This window comes from Olsenella sp. AGMB03486, assembly GCF_040884255.1.
Lineage (GTDB): Bacteria > Actinomycetota > Coriobacteriia > Coriobacteriales > Atopobiaceae > Olsenella_L > Olsenella_L kribbiana.
The window spans coordinates 19983-38065 of sequence record NZ_JBEVTM010000013.1; the positions used below are offsets into that span (position 1 = coordinate 19983).

General features: G+C 60.4%; 13 protein-coding genes. 6 read left to right on the top strand and 7 right to left on the bottom strand.

Translation table 11 applies throughout. The features are described 5' to 3' along the window. Positions 1-84: 84 nt before the first annotated feature. The 6 genes from ABVS03_RS07615 to ABVS03_RS07640 all read right to left on the bottom strand — a co-directional run bounded on the left by ABVS03_RS07615 (position 85) and on the right by ABVS03_RS07640 (position 9666). Positions 85-2589 carry a phosphoketolase gene (locus ABVS03_RS07615; protein ID WP_368018637.1) on the bottom strand — a complete coding sequence of 835 codons (2505 nt, stop codon included), beginning with the start codon at positions 2587-2589 and terminating at the stop codon, positions 85-87. A 127-nt stretch (positions 2590-2716) separates the two neighbouring features. Then, entirely contained in the window at positions 2717-3727 is a 1011-nt protein-coding gene (locus tag ABVS03_RS07620; RefSeq protein ID WP_368018638.1) for a LacI family DNA-binding transcriptional regulator, read from the bottom strand. Positions 3728-3894: 167 nt separating this feature from the next. Beyond that, a complete protein-coding gene (locus ABVS03_RS07625; protein WP_368018639.1) occupies positions 3895-5175 on the bottom strand; it encodes a DUF4038 domain-containing protein in 1281 nt (426 codons plus the stop codon). Continuing rightward, positions 5172-6881 carry a DUF4038 domain-containing protein gene (locus ABVS03_RS07630; RefSeq protein WP_368018640.1) on the bottom strand — a complete coding sequence of 570 codons (1710 nt, stop codon included), beginning with the start codon at positions 6879-6881 and terminating at the stop codon, positions 5172-5174. Before ABVS03_RS07630 ends, ABVS03_RS07625 begins: the two co-directional genes overlap by 4 nt. 97 nt (positions 6882-6978) lie before the next feature. After that, positions 6979-8430 carry a PTS transporter subunit EIIC gene (locus ABVS03_RS07635; RefSeq protein ID WP_368018641.1) on the bottom strand — a complete coding sequence of 484 codons (1452 nt, stop codon included), beginning with the start codon at positions 8428-8430 and terminating at the stop codon, positions 6979-6981. Between the two features lie 195 nt (positions 8431-8625). Then, on the bottom strand, positions 8626-9666 hold the full coding sequence (locus ABVS03_RS07640) for a LacI family DNA-binding transcriptional regulator (protein ID WP_368018642.1): 1041 nt from the start codon (positions 9664-9666) through the stop codon (positions 8626-8628). Between the two features lie 153 nt (positions 9667-9819). Here ABVS03_RS07640 and ABVS03_RS07645 point away from each other — a divergent pair, with 153 nt between their 5' ends. The 5 genes from ABVS03_RS07645 (at position 9820) to ABVS03_RS07665 (ending at position 15906) form a co-directional block, all read left to right on the top strand. After that, positions 9820-11235, top strand: a complete 1416-nt coding sequence (locus tag ABVS03_RS07645) for an L-fucose/L-arabinose isomerase family protein (RefSeq protein ID WP_368018643.1) — start codon at positions 9820-9822, stop codon at positions 11233-11235. A gap of 2 nt (positions 11236-11237) precedes the next feature. Beyond that, complete coding sequence (locus ABVS03_RS07650) at positions 11238-12071, top strand: transketolase (protein ID WP_368018644.1); 834 nt, start codon at positions 11238-11240, stop codon at positions 12069-12071. Further along, on the top strand, positions 12064-13011 hold the full coding sequence (locus ABVS03_RS07655; RefSeq protein WP_368018645.1) for a transketolase family protein: 948 nt from the start codon (positions 12064-12066) through the stop codon (positions 13009-13011). Before ABVS03_RS07650 ends, ABVS03_RS07655 begins: the two co-directional genes overlap by 8 nt. Before the next feature lie 2 nt (positions 13012-13013). Beyond that, positions 13014-14504: a glycerol kinase gene (locus tag ABVS03_RS07660; RefSeq protein WP_368018646.1), complete on the top strand. Its 1491-nt coding sequence runs from the start codon at positions 13014-13016 to the stop codon at positions 14502-14504. 82 nt (positions 14505-14586) lie between these two features. Next, complete coding sequence (locus tag ABVS03_RS07665; protein WP_368018647.1) at positions 14587-15906, top strand: prolyl oligopeptidase family serine peptidase; 1320 nt, start codon at positions 14587-14589, stop codon at positions 15904-15906. An 82-nt stretch (positions 15907-15988) separates the two neighbouring features. Here ABVS03_RS07665 and ABVS03_RS07670 read toward each other — a convergent pair whose 3' ends face one another. Beyond that, positions 15989-16639 carry a sortase gene (locus ABVS03_RS07670; protein WP_368018648.1) on the bottom strand — a complete coding sequence of 217 codons (651 nt, stop codon included), beginning with the start codon at positions 16637-16639 and terminating at the stop codon, positions 15989-15991. 47 nt (positions 16640-16686) lie between these two features. Between ABVS03_RS07670 and ABVS03_RS07675 the strand changes: the two genes are divergently transcribed. Then, on the top strand, positions 16687-17826 hold the full coding sequence (locus tag ABVS03_RS07675; protein ID WP_368018649.1) for an IS3 family transposase: 1140 nt from the start codon (positions 16687-16689) through the stop codon (positions 17824-17826). Positions 17827-18083 lie beyond the last annotated feature (257 nt).

The following is an 18083-nucleotide window of genomic DNA, read 5'->3' on the forward strand; positions in this document are numbered from 1 at the left end:
ACATATGCGAAGACGCTGCCACTCACCGATGGTGTGGCAGCGTCTGCAGATTTCTGGATTGACCAAATCGTACTAGTTAGACTCTTACTCGTTATCCCCGCCGGTGGCCTTGGTGGCGCTGAGGGCAGCTCCCCCATCCTTTGCATCATGCCACACCCAGTCGGTGAATGCAGGATGGTCATATCCCTTGTCCACGGCGAACTGGAAGGCGTCCTGGCGGAACTTCTCCCACTCCGCGATCTGGCCTGCCCACCTGTCTGCATCGAGGATCCTGAGGGCATCTGCCGCAAGCGCCCAGCGGTCCATGTGGTTCAAACGCAGCATATCGTAGGGTGTTGTCGTGGAGCCATGCTCCTCGTAGCCATGCACATGGAACGCATCATGGTTCGGACGGTGCCAGATCAGGCGATGGATCGTGTCGGGATAGGCATGGAAGGCAAAGAGCACCGGACGGTCTTCCGTGAAGAGCTCTGCGAACTCCTCATCAGAGAGCGCCTCGTCGTTCTCCTGCGCATTCTGGATCTTCAGGAGCTCGACGACATTCACGACACGGACCTTCACGCCGAGCGCATCGAGGAGCTCTGTTGCCGCAAGCGTCTCCTGCGTCGGCACGTCGCCGCAGCAGCCGAGGACGATATCAGGCTCCTCCCCTGCCTTGGCAGTTGATGCCCACTTCCACTCGGCCGCGCCCTTCTCGAGCTCCTTGCGGGCATCGGCAAGCGAGAGCCACGTGGCCTCGGGCTGCTTGCCGGCAAAGATGCCATTGATGCAGTTCGTGGACTGGTAGCAGCGCTCTGCGACCGCGAGCAGCATGTTCGCATCCGCCGGATAGTAGATGTTCACGACATGGTCGTTGTTCCAGCACTTGTTGAGCAGCACATCCACAAAGCCCGGATCCTGGTGCGAGAAGCCATTGTGGTCCTGGCGCCAGACATGGCTCGAGAGGAGCATGTTGAGGCCGGAGATAGGCTTTCTCCAGGGGATGTGGCGCACGGTTGCCTCGAGCCACTTGGCATGCTGGTTCACCATCGAGTCGACGATGTGGACAAAGGACTCGTAGGACGACCACAGGCCATGGCGGCCGGTCAGCAGATAGCCCTCGAGCAGGCCTTCGCACTGATGCTCGGAGAGCTGCTCGATAACATTGCCGACAGGCGCCATATGCTCGTCGTTTGCCGGATCGTCGTTGAGGTCGCCGTTGAACCACTGCTTGTCGGTCACCTGATAGCTCGGCTGCAGGCGGTTCGATGCCGTCTCATCGGGGCCGAAGATGCGGAAGCGGTCACGGTTATTGTTGATGAGCTCGGCCGTGTACTCGCCGAGGACACGCGTCGACTCGGTCGCGCCGGCACCATGTCCCAGCCCGTCCACATCGAAGGCATAGTCTTCTGCCTTCGGCAGCTCGAGCGGCTTTCTGATGCGGCCGCCATTGGCATTGGGGTTCGCGCCGATCCTGAGTTCGCCTTCCGGCATGAACTCGGTGACTTCGGGACGGATGGCGCCCTCCTCCGTGAAGAGGCCTGACGGCTCATAGGACTCGAGCCACCCCTTGAGCACCTGGAAGTGTGCCTCGGTATCGCGGGCAGATGCCAGAGGCACCTGATGCGCACGCCAGGAACCTTCGGTCTTCTTGCCGTCGATCGTCTTCGGGCAGGTCCAGCCCTTCGGGGTGCGGAAGATGATCATCGGGTAGGCAGGACGGGCAGCCTCGCCTGCAGCAGCCCGGGCCTTGATGTCGCAGATCTCGTTGAAGACCGCCTCGAGCAGGGCTGCAAAGCGCCTGTGGATCGAGGCATGATCCTCCTCGTCGAAGCCGGCAACGAAGCTGTAGGGATGGTAGCCCATGCCCCGGAAGAACTCCTCGCGCTCGCCGTCAGAGATGCGTGCAAGGATTGTCGGGTTCGCGATCTTGTAGCCATTGAGATGCAGGATCGGCAGGACGATGCCATCTGTCAGAGGATCCATGAACTTGTTGGTCTGCCAGCTCGTGGCAAGAGGTCCGGTCTCCGACTCGCCGTCGCCGACGACCGCCACGGCAAGCATGCTCGGATTGTCGAGCACAGCGCCATAGGCATGGGAGAGCACATAGCCAAGCTCGCCGCCTTCGTGGATCGATCCCGGGGTCTCAGGAGCGTAGTGCGAAGGGATTCCTCCCGGATAGGAGAACTGGCGGAAGAACTTCTGGAGTCCCGCCTCGTCGTCCGTGATGTCCGGCCGGATCTCGCGGTAGGTGCCATCAAGCAGGCTCTGGGAGGTGCCTGCAGGACCGCCGTGTCCCGGCCCCATCAGGAAGAGCGTGTTCTGCTGATGGTCACGGATCAGGCGGTTCACATGAGCATAGAGGAAGTTCAATCCCGGCGTCGTGCCCCAATGGCCGACAAGGCGATGCTTCACGTCCTCGCGCGTGAATCCGTCAGGACCCTCCTCGTTCTTGAAATCTGCCCTCATGAGCGGATTCGAGCGGAGATAGATCTGGCCGACGGACAGGTAGTTCGCGCAGCGCCAGTAGCGGTCAAGCCAGGCGACCTCCTCTTCCGGAACGGCACGGTCGAGCTTTTTCCAGGGCGTACCCAAGACAGGCTGAGCCATGAGCGATACTCCTCTTCCCTTTCTTGTCTGTCATGCATCCTTGATTGGAATATAGGTGATAAAACGTTTTATCATTCGATAAACATGCAATTTAGCAAAGATTTAGCTGAATCAGGGGCAAGGCTTCTCAGACGGCTCTGACCGAATCCTTGCACACGAGCCGTGGCGGCAGGAGGCAGGCCCTGGGGCCAGGCGGCACCGAGCCCTTGAGGCGCTGGAGCATGCAGGAGACGGCAGCATCCGAAAGCTCGCCCACATTCTGCTCTATCGAAGTCAGCGCAGGCTCGAAGAGCATATCTGCTGCCGAGTTGTCGTAGCTCACGATCGAGATGTCCTGCGGCACGCGAAAGCGGCGCTCGAGGAAGCGCTTGAGGAGCCCCAGCGCAATGTTGTCGCTCGTAGCAACGACAGCAGACGCTCCGGTCGCGATCACGGCATCCCCCACATGGTAGGCATCGGGAATGTAGTAGCGGCTCTGGAGCTCGAGTACCCCATCAGGCGCAATCCCGGCCTCGCAAAGCGCCTTCTCGTACCCCTGGACACGCTTCCTGCCGGTGCCCTCCTGCATGTTTGCGACAATCGCAATCCGCTCATGCCCCTGCTCCAGAAGATGCTGCGCTGCCAGATATCCCCCGAGCACATTGTCGAAGCTCACGGAATCACCTGCGACGCCTTCGAGCACGCGGTCGACCATCAGATAGGGTACGGGAAGGGACGAGAGCATCTCTGCCAAGGCTGCATCGGGAGCAAGGCCTCCTGCTGCGACAAGAAAAATCCCGTCGACGCCACGGTTCACGAAAAGGCGCACGAGCGCCGCATCATTGGCAGGCACATCGTCCGAGTTCGCGATCAGGAGCGCATAGCCCTCTCTTCTCAGGCGCTGCTCGAGATTCTTGGCCAGGGAGCTGAAGAAGCGGCTCTCGATGTTGGGAATGATGAGGCCCAAGGTATCGGAGCGCTGGGAGACGAGGCTGCGTGCAATCTGGTTCGGCACATAGCGCTTCTTGCGGGCACAGTCGAGGATGGCCTGGCGCTTGGCATCCGAGACGCGCACCTCCCTGCCATTCAGCACGAGCGACACGGTGGAAGGCGAGACGCCTACTTCATGTGCGATGTCCTTGAGCGTCACCTTGCCCATTGTCTGCGCTCCCCTCGCGCTCCATCCTGCTTCTCCGCGGCATGCGTGCGGCAGAAAGCCGGAGAGCCGCCCCAAGGCGGCTCTCTTCATTATGCCAGGCATGCCGCCTTCCGGCATAGCCATGCAGGGCAAGATGCTGCATCGGAAGCCTTGCCCCGCATCCTCTCTCAGAGCTCTGCGATGTAGAGTGCATCCTCGAGGCAGGAGCTCTGCTGTATCAGCGTCTCGTCCCGCTCTGCATCATATTCTGCAGCGAGCGGAAGGCTTTCATGCTCTGCCACGTCGAGCGCATGGAGATGCGCCTGCGTGAGGTCTCCCTTGAGACGGAGGGTCGCATTGGTCGGCACATAGATGCACAGCGTCGTTCCATCCGCTGTCCTGGCAGCGAAAACATCGTCTGCGCGGCTTGCCAGCATCTCCTGCGCAGGCTCGAGCTCCAGAAGCCCCAGCCGCTCTGCGACCGTGCGGGCAAAGGAGAAATCCCAGGCTCCCGCAAAATGGATTCCCTGCTCATGCGGCAGGGCCTTGAGGAAGCCTTCGCCGAAGGCAAAGCCTCCCTCGAGCACGCCGGTCTCCCAGTTCCATACGCCGTGCGCGCCATAGGTCACGCCGGCAGAGGCTCCGCCCATAAGCGAGAGCCAGAGGGCCCGCCTGCAGTCCTCGCGGCGGAAGCGTCCATAGACCATATGCGAGTAGCCCATCTGCTCATAGCAGGGCTCCGAATTGATGATCGGCTTCCTCTTGGGCCTGGCCGCAAAGCTCCGTGCAAGATCGTAGGCACCTGCCTGCGCCGAGATGTTGTGTCCCGACTGATAGAGATAGATATCTGCACGCTCGGCCAGGCACTCCGGCAGCCCGTCGTAGCGGCCCTTGATGTGATAGCACTTGAGGGCATCCGGTGCATAGCGCTCCACCAGGTCGGTCACGAGCATATAGCGCTCGATCGGCTCCTCGTGGTCGAAATCGGTGTCGCCCGAGATGATATAGATGGGGTCGAACTCGTTGAAGCTCTGAAGGATCTGCTTCACGACCGGCTCGACCAGCCCGTCTGGGATGATGTTGTCAGGCATCATGTTCGAGGCCCAGGTATTGGGGACGTAGTTGCACCACTGGACGACGATGGCAGGCGTGAAGCCACGCTTTGTCGCCTCGGCAAGCTGCCAGCGTGCATGCTCCCAATAGGAGGCGTCCGGCTTCGTGAAGTCGAAGGTCTTCCCGTGGTCCGGCGTCTGGTAGGGATAGCGGTCGAAAGCCGCCTGTGCACGGTCCCACTGGGCCAGCGCATTGATCTGGAGCACATTGAAGCCCTGTGCGGCACGCTGGTCGAGATAGGCTATCCACTCGTCGTCTGTCGGATTGGTGAAGGCAGTCCAGATCGTATCCGCAAGCCAGAAGAACGGCTTTCCGTCACGGACAAGATGCATTCCTTCGATTGATACCTTGCTCATTTGCTCTGCTCCATCCTCATCTTGTACAGGCCGTCTGCCCTATTGAGGACAAGCAGCCAGTCGTCCATCGTCGGCTTGTCTGGCAGGCGCATGCGCCCTCCGGATATCTGCCGGACTTCCTCTCCTGCATAGACGCCCCGCACAGGGTCGAACCACCGCAGCAGCCAGGAGCCATCCTTCAAGCCAGCAAGCTCGAGCGGCTTTCTCGTCGTTGCCGCATAGTATGCCACGGCATGCGTGCCGTCCGCGTTCTTTGCAGCCAGAGGTGCCTTCCTGCCCAGAAGCGCGCTTCCGCCCTTCCCATAAGGCTCGAGCGTCCACCACTTCTGCTCTTCGAAGAAGCGACGCATGATGCCCATCTGATCGGCACCGGGGAAGTCTATGGCTTCTGTCCAGGTGACGCCATAACGGTTGAAGATCTCCGCCATCATGCGGGCCATAGGAGACTTCGACAGGTCCGCCTGGGACCAGATGTTATCCCAGATGCCCTGAGCGCCATACGTATAGCCTGCTCCTCCGAGCTGCATGGTGATATAGGCCGCACGACGAAGCATCGAGGCATCGATGCGGCGGCTCCCGTTCTCCTCGAGCGAGGAACATCCCTCGTAGAGCGCCTCCCCTTCCACGAAGGGCTTCTCGGGGTGCCGCTCCATGAAGTCGCGGTAGTCGGACTCAGCCACGACGAAGTCGCCGTGCCCTGCCTGGTTGAGCGTGAAATCGTACCATGCCTCTTCGCAGAAGCAGTCCGAGAACGGCCGCTCATTTGCAGAGTGCACCGTGCAGGGCTGCCGGTAGGCATCATGCCTGCGCACAGTACGTGCTACCTCGCTCCAGCGGGAGACAAGGAAGTCGTGCCGAGAAGGATCGTAACCAGAAGCTTCGCCAGCAATGGTCCAGACAAGTGGCAATGCTCCATAGCGGGCAGCGCAGTAGCGTGCAAGCGTCTTCTGCTCCGCCAATGTCGCGGCAGCTCCGAAGGCATCAGGTTCTGCCTCCATGCTGCTACCCCAGGCAAAGCCAAGCGCATTCACGAGGCCAAGATCGGCGATATAGTGCATGCGGCGGTCGATCTCTTCTGCAAAGACTGCAGGATTGGGGATGGGATGCTCTGCATCCTCTCTCGTCAGCCAGAAGCGGCCGTGCTCATGGAAATCGCTCCTCAGGTTCGTCTGATAGACCGTGAACCCCTGCTCTGCACGCTTGTCCGCCATGCCCCTGAACTGGCTTCTCATGCCGGCATGGTTCGATGCGTCCCAGCTCTCCCCCAGCGCGAACTCCCAGTGCGTATCCCCGAGCCAGAAGAACGGCATGCCATCTGCATGGACCAGGATATTCCTCGCAAGAGGCTGACCCTCATAGAGCTCGCCTGCCTTGGCACAGCGCAGAAAGCCATGCTGGTAGATGGGAAGATTCCCCGAATAGGGGGCAGCCACAATCGTGCCCGATTTCCCGTCAAGCCCGCTCTCGGGAGGAGCAGCGAGCTTCCAGGTCCAGGTTCCTGGCTTCGGTGCAGCAAAGCTCACGCAAAAGCGGCATCCGCCATCCCAGAACGCTTCCCGCTGGATATGCATGCCCTCAGGCCCTGTGAAGTCCGCGACGATGCAGCAGTCCCTGACGGGATCTCTGAACGGATGGGCCGACTCAAAGTGCAGCACGACCTCGCGCCAGGTCTCTGCTTCGCGGTGCAGATTCTCCGCTTCAGCCATAGCTTAAAAACGCCTCCCTTCATGAAAGCGGACAGCCAGGCACGCTGACCCGACTGTCCGCTTTGTTCTGCTTCAGATCTGGTGCATGGAGCAGCTCTTACTCGACCGTCATCTGGCCGGGCTTCTCCTTGTCGAGAGCATCGAGCTCTTCCTTCGTGAAGCCAGTCATGTAGACGACGACGGCAGCAACAACGCAGGAGATGGTGAGACCGATGACAGCAGCAACGGTATTGAAGGTGCCGCCCTGGAGATAGCCGAGGAAGACGAGGAAGTTCGTTGCCATGGCACCGACATAGAGGTGAACGCCGAGAATACCGGAGACGACTGCGCCCACAGCGCCGCCGATGAACATGCCAAGCATGGTGCGGCGGAAACGCATGAGGATGCCGAAGAGTGCCGGCTCAGTCACGCCACCGAGGAGAGCGGAGATGACATAGCCAGCTGCCATGCCCTTCTCCTCCTTGTTGCGTATGCGCAGGAAGGCACCGATAGCGCAGCCCCAGACGGCGGTCATAGCGCAGTTCGTAGCAACGAAGAGGAACGGGTCGACGCCAGTCTGGAGAAGCGTGACCTGGGCAAGCAGGATGACAGGCATGTGCATGCCGGCGATAACGAAGAGCTGCCAGAAGGCACCGAGGACTGCCATAACGATGAGGACGCCGATGCCGCCGAGATCAGCAAGGCCGAAGATGATAGCAGCGATGCCCTGGCCGATGAGGTTGCCGATAGGAGCAAGGACGATGAGCTCGATAGGAACGACGACGATCATCGTGAAGAACGGCGTGAAGAGCGTCGAGAGGACTTCAGGCACGTGCTTCTTCATGAACTTCTCGACGACAGCAAGCACCGGAATCGTGAGGATGATCGGAAGCACCGACTGGCTATAGTTTGCAGCTGCGATATCGAGGCCATAGACATTGATGGTCGTGCCAGCTGTTGCCGCCGTGATGATGCTCGGGGCAATCAGGATGCCGCCGGAAAGCAGGCCGAGCAGCGGATTGGCGCCAACCTTCTTTGCCGCGCAGTAGCCAAGATAGATCGGCAGGAAGTAGAAGCCAGCCTCATAGAGCGTCGTGTAGAAGAATGTGTAGATACCGGAATCGGCAGCCCAGAGATTGAACATCTGGGGACCCATAACGACAGCAAGGGTGCGGAACAGGCCGGATGCCATGATCAACGGGATCATCTGCACCATGGAGCCGGAGAGATAGTCGAGGATCTTGTTGCCGACAACCTTCGGCGTCAGCTTCTCCTTCGTAAGGTTCTCATCGAGGTTCTCGTCGATGGAGCCGCCGCCGGCAACTCCCATCGCGAGCACCGCGTCATAGACCTTCGGCACAGCCTGGCCGATGATGACCTGGAGCTGCTCGCCTGCCCAGTTGATGCCCAGGACACCCGTGAGGCCCTTGATTGCGTCGCTGTTGACCTTCGACTTGTCCTTGAAGGTCAGGCGCAGCCTTGTCATGCAGTGCGTCGCGGAAGCGACGTTATCCTTGCCTCCTACATTGGCAAGCACGCCCTCAGCAATCTTCTGATAATCGACTGCCATTGAATCCCCCTTCTTTTCCTCTGTGCAGGCCTCCTTGCCTGCACCCGGAATTACTTGCTGACATGAAGATTACAGAAGCGGGACTGTACCTTGACTCTTCAATGGATTTAGTAGCATGTTTACGAGAATTTAGGAATATTTAGCTCAATTACTTGCACAGATTTATGGATTGTGCTAGCAGCAATCTGCATTCATCTAGGCGTCTTCCTCGGCCTTCATGACCGATTCGCGCTGGACAATCTCCGGCAGGACCGATATGCGCACAACCTCGCCACCTGTCTCGCCTTTCACATGCTCGACAAGACGCCTGACAGCCAGACCGCCCATATTCGTCTTGGGCACCGCCATGGTCGTGAGCGGCGGATCTGCTATGGCAGCCGTCGAAACGTCGTCGAAGCCGATGACAGAGATGTCTTCGGGGACTCTGATGCCGTGATCCTTGAGCGCACGGATACAGCTCATCGCAATGAGGTCGTTGTCTGCAAAGTAGGCAGTCGGCAGATATGGATTCCCGTCAAGATAGCGGTTCATATCCTCATAGGCGCTCTCCATCGTGGAGCCGACCTCGATGATTGTGTGACGGGGATCTATATCGGAAGTATTGAAGTAGCGCATGGCCTGAATGTAGCCATCCTTGCGCTCGAGGAAGTTCCTGATCTCTGTACGGGAATGGAGATAGCCGATATCGGTATGCCCCATGTTCCTGAGGTAGCGCACAGCCGTCCAGGCACCACGGGAGTTGTCAATCACGACGGAGTCGAGATTCTTCGTCGGAAACCAGTTGTCCAGAAGGACGATGGGCACGCCCAGATGCTCGAACTGTGCCACATCGGTTGCCCGCATCTCCGTGGCCAGAAGCACGATGCCGGCACACTTGATGGAGCGCAGGCTGTCCATCTGTTCTGCCTTGTTCTCCTGCGAATAGAAGTAGGAGACGGAGAGCCGGTGGTATCCGAGCTTGTATGTCATGTCTGAGACGCCCTTGATGAGGGACTCGAAGAAGGGGGTATCTGAGACGACGCGGCCATGCTGCTTGTAGATGACAAGAAGAATCGTACTGGTCTTGCGGGGTGTGGACGGCACGTCATATTCGAAGCCGAGCTCCTCTGCCACCTTGCGCACACGGTCCCTTGTCTCTGCACCGACGCCAGGGCGATCCCGGAACACGAGCGAGACCGTTGCCGGAGAGACTCCTGCTGCCTTTGCAACATCGCGTGCCGTGACCTTTCCCGCCATAAGCTCTCCTCAACTTGTTTAGAGCTAAATATTTAGTAATTGCGCCTACTCGTTAAGTATAGCTGAGTCCATCCATATCCTCTATCTCAGGAAAAGAAACCTGCCCTTCCAATCCGCTAAATGGCGGATGCGGGGACAGAGGAGAGGAGCCTCATGGACAAGATCGTTCTTGGCTATGCACCGACCCGCAGAAGCATCTTCAGCGCGCCCGATGCACGGAAGTACCGCAAGATCATCGCCGACAAGCTGCGTGAGCTCGGCGTGGAGTTTGTCGATATCGACGATATCAATGAGGAAGGCCTGCTCTACGACGAAGACGACCGTCTCAAGGTCCTGAAGAAGTTCCAGGATGCAGGGGTCGATGGCCTGTTCCTTCCCCACTGCAACTTCGGCACGGAGTTCATCTGTGCACGCCTTGCCAAAGATCTTGGCAAGCCCGTCCTTCTGTGGGGACCGCTCGATGAGCGCCCCGAGGCTGATGGCACCCGCCTGCGCGACACCCAGTGCGGACTCTTCGCGACCGGCAAGGTACTGCGCCGCTTCCAGGTGCCCTTCACGTACATGACAAACTGCAGGGTGGACGATCCTGTCTTCGAACGGGGACTGCGCGACTTCATTGCCGTCTGCAATGTCGTGAAGACCTTCCGCTCTGCCAGGATCCTCCAGATCGGGCCGCGTCCCTATGAGTTCTACTCCACGATGTGCAACGAGGGCGAGCTCCTCGAGCGCTTTGGCATCGAGTGCGTGCCAGTGCCCCTGCCCGAGCTCACCCGCGGCGTGAAGGCAGCACTTGCAGAGGACAAGGGCGACGGGACCTCCGATGTGGAGAAGCAGCTTGCCTGGATCTCTGAGCACTTCGAGAAGAACTGCACGAACGAGCAGGTACGCACCGTTGCAGCCATGGCCGTGGCGATACGCCGCATGCTCAGGAAGTACCACTGCACGGCTGGCTGCATCCAATGCTGGAACGAGCTCCAGCACGAGCTGGGCATCATGCCCTGTGCCGCGAACTCGATCCTGAACGAGGAGGGCACGCCCATCACCTGCGAGACCGATGTCCACGGCGCGATCACCTCCCTCATGATCGAGGCTGCTGACATGGGCCGCAAGCGCTCATTCTTTGCCGACTGGACCATCCGCCATCCTGACGATCCCAACGGCGAGCTCCTGCAGCACTGCGGACCGTGGCCCTGCTCCGTGGCACAGAGAAAGCCGGTCATCACGACGCCTCTTGCCTTCGACCACAATGGCGCCCTTACGGCAGAGGCAAAGCACGGCACGGTCACGCTGGCCCGCTTCGATGGGGACAACGGACAGTACTCGATGCTGCTGGGCACGGCAGAAGGCATCGACGGACCGAAGGGCATGGGCACCTATCTCTGGATCCGCGTACAGAACATCAAGCGCCTCGAGGCAAAGATCGTGGAGGGACCCTATATTCACCACTGCGCCGGCATCCACGACGACGTCGTGCCCGTGCTCTATGAAGCCTGCAAGTATCTGGGCATCACGCCGGATCTGTATGACCCGATCGAAGACGACATCAAGGCCTATCTGAGGGGAGAGTAGCTGTGGAAATCGATAAGCTCGAGAGCCTGCGCTGGGACCTGCGCCAGGATTGCGTCGATATCATCATGGCAGGAGGTGGCGGACATATCGGAGGCGACATGTCCGTGATCGATGCCTTGATGGTCCTCTACGAGAACCATCTGAGGATCACGCCGGAGACGGTGAATGACCCCGACCGCGACCGCTTCGTCCTCTCCAAGGGACATGCCATGGAGGCCTACTACGCCGTGCTCTGCCACGAAGGCTTCCTCGACCTCGACGATGTGAAGGCACGCTTCTCGAAGTTCAAGAGCCCTTACATCGGACACCCGAACAACAAGCTTCCTGGCATCGAGATGAACTCCGGCTCCCTGGGACACGGCCTGCCCGTCGCTGTGGGCATGGCGCTTGCCGCGAAGATGGATGGCAGGAACTACCGCACCTATGTCTTCATGGGCGACGGCGAGCTTGCAGAAGGCTCTGTCTGGGAAGGTGCCATGTCGGGCGGCAACTTCGAGCTCGACAACCTCTGTGCCCTCGTGGACAGGAACCGTCTCCAGATCTCTGGCTCCACGGAAGATGTTATGAAGCAGGACTCCCAGGAGGATCGCTGGGCCGCCTTCGGCTGGAACGTCCTCTCGATTCCGGGCAATGACATCCGTGCGCTCGATGCTGCCTTCTCGCTTGCCGAAGAGACGAAGGGCAAGCCTACCGTCATCATTGCCAACACAACAAAGGGCTTCGGCTCCCCTGTCATGGAGAACAAGGCATCCTGGCACCACCACCTGCCGAATGCAGAAGAGTACGCCCAGATCACCGCAGATTTCGCAGCACGCAAGGAGGAGTGCCATGCCTAACAAGATTGCGAACAAGCAGGCCATCTGCGATGTGCTGATGGAGGCTGCCGCCACTGACAAGGACGTCTGCGTCCTCTGTTCCGACTCGAGGGGCTCTGCCTCCTTGACGCCCTTCTTCGACAAGTATCCTGAGCAGGCCATCGAGGTCGGCATCGCCGAGCAGGACCTCGTCGGCATTGCTGCCGGCCTCGCCTCCTGCGGCAAGAAGCCCTTCACCGCAAGCCCGGCAAGCTTCCTCACGACCCGCTCCTATGAGCAGGCAAAGGTCGACTGCGCCTACTCCGATACGAACGTGAAGCTCATTGGCATCTCCGGCGGCATCTCCTATGGTGCCTTGGGCATGTCCCACCACTCCGCCCAGGATATCGCAGCCATGTCCGCCATTCCGAACATGCGCGTCTATCTCCCGAGCGACCGCTTCCAGACCGCCAAGCTCATCCGTGCCCTTCTGAAGGACGAAAAGCCTGCCTATGTGCGTGTCGGCAGGAACGCCGTCGAGGATATCTACACCGAGGACTCCTGCCCCTTCGAGATGGACAGGGCAACCTGGCTCAAGGAAGGCACCGACATCGCAATCGTCGCCACAGGCGAGCTCGTCCGTCCAGCACTCGATGCAGCAGCGCTGCTTGAGGCCAAGGGCATCTCTGCCACCGTCCTTGACATGTACTGCGTGAAGCCGCTCGATGAAGAGGCTGTCGTGAAGGCTGCCCGCAACGCAAAGGCTGTCCTCACGGTCGAGGAGCACTCTCCGTATGGAGGCCTCGGCGCCCGCGTCGCCCAGACGGTCGCTTCCAGCTGCCCGCGACTCGTCGAGAACCTCTCGCTTCCTGATGCCCCGGTCGTCACCGGCACCTCGAAGGAGGTCTTCAGCTACTACGGCCTCGATGCAGAAGGCATTGCAGCATCTGCAGAGAAGCTTCTCGGAAAGGCTGAACAGTAGCGATGGGAAAGCTCATCCTTGCAATAGACCAGTCCACACAGGGCACGAAGGCGCTCCTCTTCCAAGAGGATGGCTCCCTTCTGGCAAAGACCTCCCTGCCCCACACGCAGTATGTGAACGAGCAGGGCTGGGTCGAGCATGATGCGGAAGAGATCTTGGGGAACGTCTGCTCCTGCGTCGAAACGCTGATGCAGGAGTCCGGTGCCCACGCGGAAGACATCGCCGCCTTCGGCATCTCGAACCAGCGCGAGACCTGCCTTGCCTGGAACAGGACCACCGGCAAGCCTCTGGGACGTGCCATCGTCTGGCAGTGCGGCCGTGCTGCAGCACTCTGCGACGAGCTCAAGACGACACATCCTGGTACAGAAGAGCTTGTGCAGGATCGCTCGGGTCTTGCACTCTCTCCCTACTTCTCTGCCGCCAAGATGTCCTGGATGCTCCAGAACGTGCCGGAAGTCCAAGAGGCTGCAAAGACAGGCACGCTCTGCTTCGGCACAATCGACTCCTGGCTGGCCTACAGCCTCTGCGAAGGCCATCCCTTCGTGACAGAGCCATCAAATGCCTGCAGGACCCAGCTTCTGAACCTTGAGACGGCTGAGTGGGACGATGGACTGCTTTCTCTCTTCGGCATCCCCCGCTCTTCCCTGCCTCAAGTCCTTGCGTCCGATGCCCTCTTCGGTGTCTCTGACTTCAATGGCGCGCTTGCGGCTCCTGTGCCTCTCCATGCAATGCTCGGTGACTCCCAGGCAGCGCTTGCAGCCCAGGACTGCCTCAAGCCGGGAGAAGTCAAGGCGACCTATGGCACCGGCTCTTCCGTCATGCTCATGGCAGGAGATGCTCCCATCCGGAGCACCCATGGCCTTGTCTCGAGCATTGCCTGGAACCTCGAAGGCAGGCTCTCCTACGTGCTCGAAGGAAACCTCAACTACACCGGTGCTGTCGTCTCCTGGCTGAAGGACCGGGTCCATCTGATCGAGAGCCCGAGCGAGCTTGAAAAGCTCATCTCCGAGGCCAATCCGAACGACAGGAGCTACTTCGTGCCTGCCTTCACAGGTCTCGGTGCTCCCTGGTGGGACAGTGCCGCCACGGGCATGCTCACCGGTGTCACAACACTCACCGGCAGGGCAGAGATCGCAAAGGCCTGCGCCGAGTGCATCCCCTACCAGATAGCAGATGTGCTCGATGCCTTGAGGGCCGATACCGGCCTTGCTCTCACAACCCTGAGAGCAGATGGCGGCGTCACGAAGAATGCCTACCTCATGCAGTTCCAGGCAGACATGGCAAAGGCATCGGTCGAGGTATCGAAGCTCGCCGAGCTCTCTGCCGCAGGAGCCGCCTTTGCAGCAGGCAGAGGAGCTGGCCTCTGGACAGATAATGTGATCCACAAGCGCTATGGACATGAGACCTATACGCCCGAGATGGCAGAAGAGATGCGCCAGAGCAAGCGCTCAGGCTGGCAGGCTGCCCTTCGACAGGTCCGCTGCCACAGCTGACATATCTGGGTAGAACAAGCAACGGAAAGACATTGCAGGGCCAGCAGATGCTGGCCCCTGCTGCACAAGAAAGGGGATATGCATGGCTGGATACAAGACGTTCACTTCGGCCGCCGACATGGGGCCCTATGTCTCGAAGCTCATCCTCGAGCTCCCCGAGAAGGTGCGTACGGAATTCGTGGACAAGGCTGGCTTCAGCGTCTATGTGGAGCGCAAGGACGCCGAGACCGGGGAGGTCGTTCTCGCCAAGGAGCATCATACGGACAAGCGCGCCTACCCCTCGAAGGGCTATGTCCCTGTGCTTTCTGCCTATGCCTCTGACGGCGAAGGCAACCCGCAGGAGCAGGGCTCCTATATCGCGCTCGAGCTGCCCGAGGTCCGCCTCACGAAGAGGATCGATGGAGCGCTCACCCGTGGCTACATACGTGTGCTGGACTTCCGTATCACGCAGACGAAAGCCATATCGTCTGAGACTCCGGACGAGGCTCCGCTCACAGGCCTGGTCTTCGACATCGACACCGGGGACATCTGCCCTGACCTCAATGGCTGGGATCTCACGGGCTCTGGCATCTTCGACGATATCGATATGAACTACGGCTTCTTCACGCCTGACTTGGACGCCGTCAATGCCGCACGCGCAGCACGTCCTTTCAGCCCGCTGCCGCCGATTGCGTCCGTGCCGCTCCTTGTCTGGCTCCACGGTGCAGGAGAGGGACAGGAGCCCTACCGTACCGTCATGGGCAACCGTGTGACGCTTCTCTCCTCCCCTGAGATTCAGGAGGAGCTCGGCGGAGCTGCCTATATCCTGGCTCCTTCAAGCCCGACCTATTGGATGGACTCCGGCAATGGTCAGATTGCCGACGACAACAAGTCGATCTATACGAAGGCCCTGAAGACCTTGATCGATGAGTTCATCGAGGCGCACCCCGACATCGACCGCAAGCGCATCTATGTGGGAGGTCTCTCCAACGGTGGATTCATGACAATGAGGCTGGTGGCAGACTATCCGGGATTCTTCGCAGCAGGCGTGCCGGTCTGCGCTCCGTGGGTGGCTTCTCTTGCCGCAGAGGAAGAGATGAAGGCCATTGCCCAGACGCCGCTCTGGTTCGTGCAGTCTGCAGACGACCCGATCGTGACAGCACAGGATCATGCTCTTGCTGACTACAAGAAGCTCAAGGAGCTCGGTGCCCAGGACGTGCATATCACCTGCTTCGACCACATCCAGGACGAGACCGGCAGATACCACGACAAGAATGGAGAGCCGCAGCGCTATATCGGCCACTTCGTCTGGATTCCTGCCTACCATGACTTCGTGAAGACGGAACTCAACGGTACGAACGTGCTTGTAGACGGTACCCCCGTCACCCTCTGGCAATGGGTTGGCCTCCATCATCTGGTATAGGCCGCAGACAGCATGTTCCTACAGACAAGCGTCCCGGCTCGCAATGAGCCGGGACGCTCTTTCTTTCCTATGGAAGAGGGATTCATTCCATGTGCTTGGGAGAGGCCTTCGCCTTCCGCTTCTGGCGAATGCGGTGGACAATCACATCGAGGAGGACGACAGCCACGATGAGCACTGCCCATTCGCGCATGCCCCAGTGGCGGTTCGCGAGGTCGCCCTGCGCCTCCGCCTCCTCGGGGACATATTCCGTCCTCTCGCAGTGCACGAGGAGCCTGTGGTCGTTCAGGCCATACGGCGTGCAGGTGACAAGGGTGAGGAGGTCCTTGCCCTGCTGGATGCCCAAGGAGTCCATCTCATCGGGCCATACGGCTTCGGAGGAGTCCACCTTGTATGCCAGCACCTCCCCCATCGTATGGAGGAGCACGATGTCTCCGGGAACGAGATCGCGGATATTGACCTGGGCCCCGTATTCCGCATACCCGATTCGGAATCGCGAAACGGTTCGACTCCGCCCGGCAGCGGGCCACGGATGGAACGGGGCTCCATATATGATCGATGGCAGGTTCGCGAAGGAAGAGCGCGCCCATCTCATCCCGCTGGATGCGGTGGACGAGGTCAGGACGGAATCGCTCGTCTGCTCGAAGCGGTTCAAGGAAGAGTGCATGAGGCGCTGCCATGAAGGCGAGAGGCCGGGAGAGATCTTCGCCCAGGCGGGGCTCCCTGCCTCCCTCATCGGCTACAAGCGCATCGCGGGCGGCCTGCCACTGGAAGGAAGCCGAGATGAAGGGTGCTCTCACGAAGACGGACGCGCCCCAGGCAAGGCACCGCGACAAGGTCGAAAGCATCCGGCGGGAGAAGCGGGAGGCCGTGGAGAGGCAGAGGGCCATCAGGGCGCGCGAGAAAGCCGAGATGGAGGACAGGCTGGCGAGGCAGAAGGAGCGCGCCAGGAGCCGCGAGGAAAAGATCATCGCCTCGCAGCGGGCCGAGATAGAGTCCCTGAAGGCGCAGGTGAAGGCTTTAAAAGCTCTTGGCGCGCTGGCAAGGAGGACCCAGCGTGCACCCCGGGCGACGGAGAAGTCGGAAAGGTTCGGGCTGATCTTCCAGCTCAGGGAGGAGGACCCGTCCTTTAACGTGAGCGCGGCCTGCGGGGCCCTCGAGGTCTCGAGGCGCGGCTACTACGACTGGGTGGCGGCACGCCCCGGCCGCCTCGAGCGCGAGAAGGCCGACCTTGCGGCGAAGGAGCAGGTGGAGGCAGCCTTCGCCTCGCACGGCTCCAGGAAGGGGTCGCGGCAGATCGTCGACTGCCTGGCCCGCGGGCAGAAGGTCAGGATGAGCCGCAGGAAGGTGCAGCGCATCATGAGGAAGTTCGGCATCGTGTGGGAGGGGAAGCGCGGGAGGCCCTGCGGCCCGATCGGCCAGGACGGGAGCCCAAGGTGGCGCCCAATGCCGTGGACAGGGACTTCAGGCGCGGCGCTCCCCTCAAGGCCGTCTCCACCGACATCGCCTGCCCCCCCATGCATGGACGAGGGCTTCGTCTGCATGTCCGGAATCCTGGACTGCCAGACAGATGTGCTGCTTGCCCAAAAATGCTCCATCTCGATGGAGGAGAGGCTCGTGCTGGACACATATGACCAGCTCAGGGGGCCCGGCCTTCCCGACGACATCTGGGCATGCTCGGACCGGGGCGTCCACCATGCCGCACGGGCCTGCCGGGACAGGCCCAGGGAGCCCGGGATCCGGCAGTCCATGTCCAGGCGGGCCTGCTGCTGGGACAATGCATGCATCGGGAGCTTCTGGGGACGGATGGAGGAGCAGATGGGAGACACGGCGCATCTCCCTCCGAGGGGGTCATGGCGCCTGCCGGCAGGCACGCCGACCGCTGCAGCGATCGCAGGGGGCAGGAGCGCCTGGGATGGCTGACCCCCATGGAGCATGCAGGAAGGTTCACTGCCTGGCAGTGTGCGGAGATTGGGGTCCACCTCAGCGTGATATAGGCAATGCCCTTGAGAAGCTTCAGCATGGCAACCTCTTTCTCCGGATCTTGGCAGCAGCTTTCTCTGCCCTGCTCATGCTATCTCCCGCTCCCGACAGGAATAAAGACATCCCCAAGCGCTGAACAGCACAGCGTCATCAGCCAGCAGATGCACCTACAATGGATTCATCCGATACGAGGAGCA

What these genes read in the sequence shown, in the direction of transcription:
- ABVS03_RS07640 (WP_368018642.1), bottom strand. Translation starts at nt 9,666, where the DNA reads ATGGCGGGAAAGGTCACGGCACGCGATGTTGCAAAGGCAGCAGGAGTC.
- ABVS03_RS07625 (WP_368018639.1), bottom strand. Translation starts at nt 5,175, where the DNA reads ATGAGCAAGGTATCAATCGAAGGAATGCATCTTGTCCGTGACGGAAAG.
- ABVS03_RS07615 (WP_368018637.1), bottom strand. Translation starts at nt 2,589, where the DNA reads ATGGCTCAGCCTGTCTTGGGTACGCCCTGGAAAAAGCTCGACCGTGCC.
- ABVS03_RS07655 (WP_368018645.1), top strand. Translation starts at nt 12,064, where the DNA reads ATGCCTAACAAGATTGCGAACAAGCAGGCCATCTGCGATGTGCTGATG.
- ABVS03_RS07660 (WP_368018646.1), top strand. Translation starts at nt 13,014, where the DNA reads ATGGGAAAGCTCATCCTTGCAATAGACCAGTCCACACAGGGCACGAAG.
- ABVS03_RS07670 (WP_368018648.1), bottom strand. Translation starts at nt 16,639, where the DNA reads ATGAGGGAGGCAGGGAGCCCCGCCTGGGCGAAGATCTCTCCCGGCCTC.
- ABVS03_RS07620 (WP_368018638.1), bottom strand. Translation starts at nt 3,727, where the DNA reads ATGGGCAAGGTGACGCTCAAGGACATCGCACATGAAGTAGGCGTCTCG.
- ABVS03_RS07630 (WP_368018640.1), bottom strand. Translation starts at nt 6,881, where the DNA reads ATGGCTGAAGCGGAGAATCTGCACCGCGAAGCAGAGACCTGGCGCGAG.
- ABVS03_RS07675 (WP_368018649.1), top strand. Translation starts at nt 16,687, where the DNA reads ATGAAGGGTGCTCTCACGAAGACGGACGCGCCCCAGGCAAGGCACCGC.
- ABVS03_RS07665 (WP_368018647.1), top strand. Translation starts at nt 14,587, where the DNA reads ATGGCTGGATACAAGACGTTCACTTCGGCCGCCGACATGGGGCCCTAT.
- ABVS03_RS07645 (WP_368018643.1), top strand. Translation starts at nt 9,820, where the DNA reads ATGGACAAGATCGTTCTTGGCTATGCACCGACCCGCAGAAGCATCTTC.
- ABVS03_RS07635 (WP_368018641.1), bottom strand. Translation starts at nt 8,430, where the DNA reads ATGGCAGTCGATTATCAGAAGATTGCTGAGGGCGTGCTTGCCAATGTA.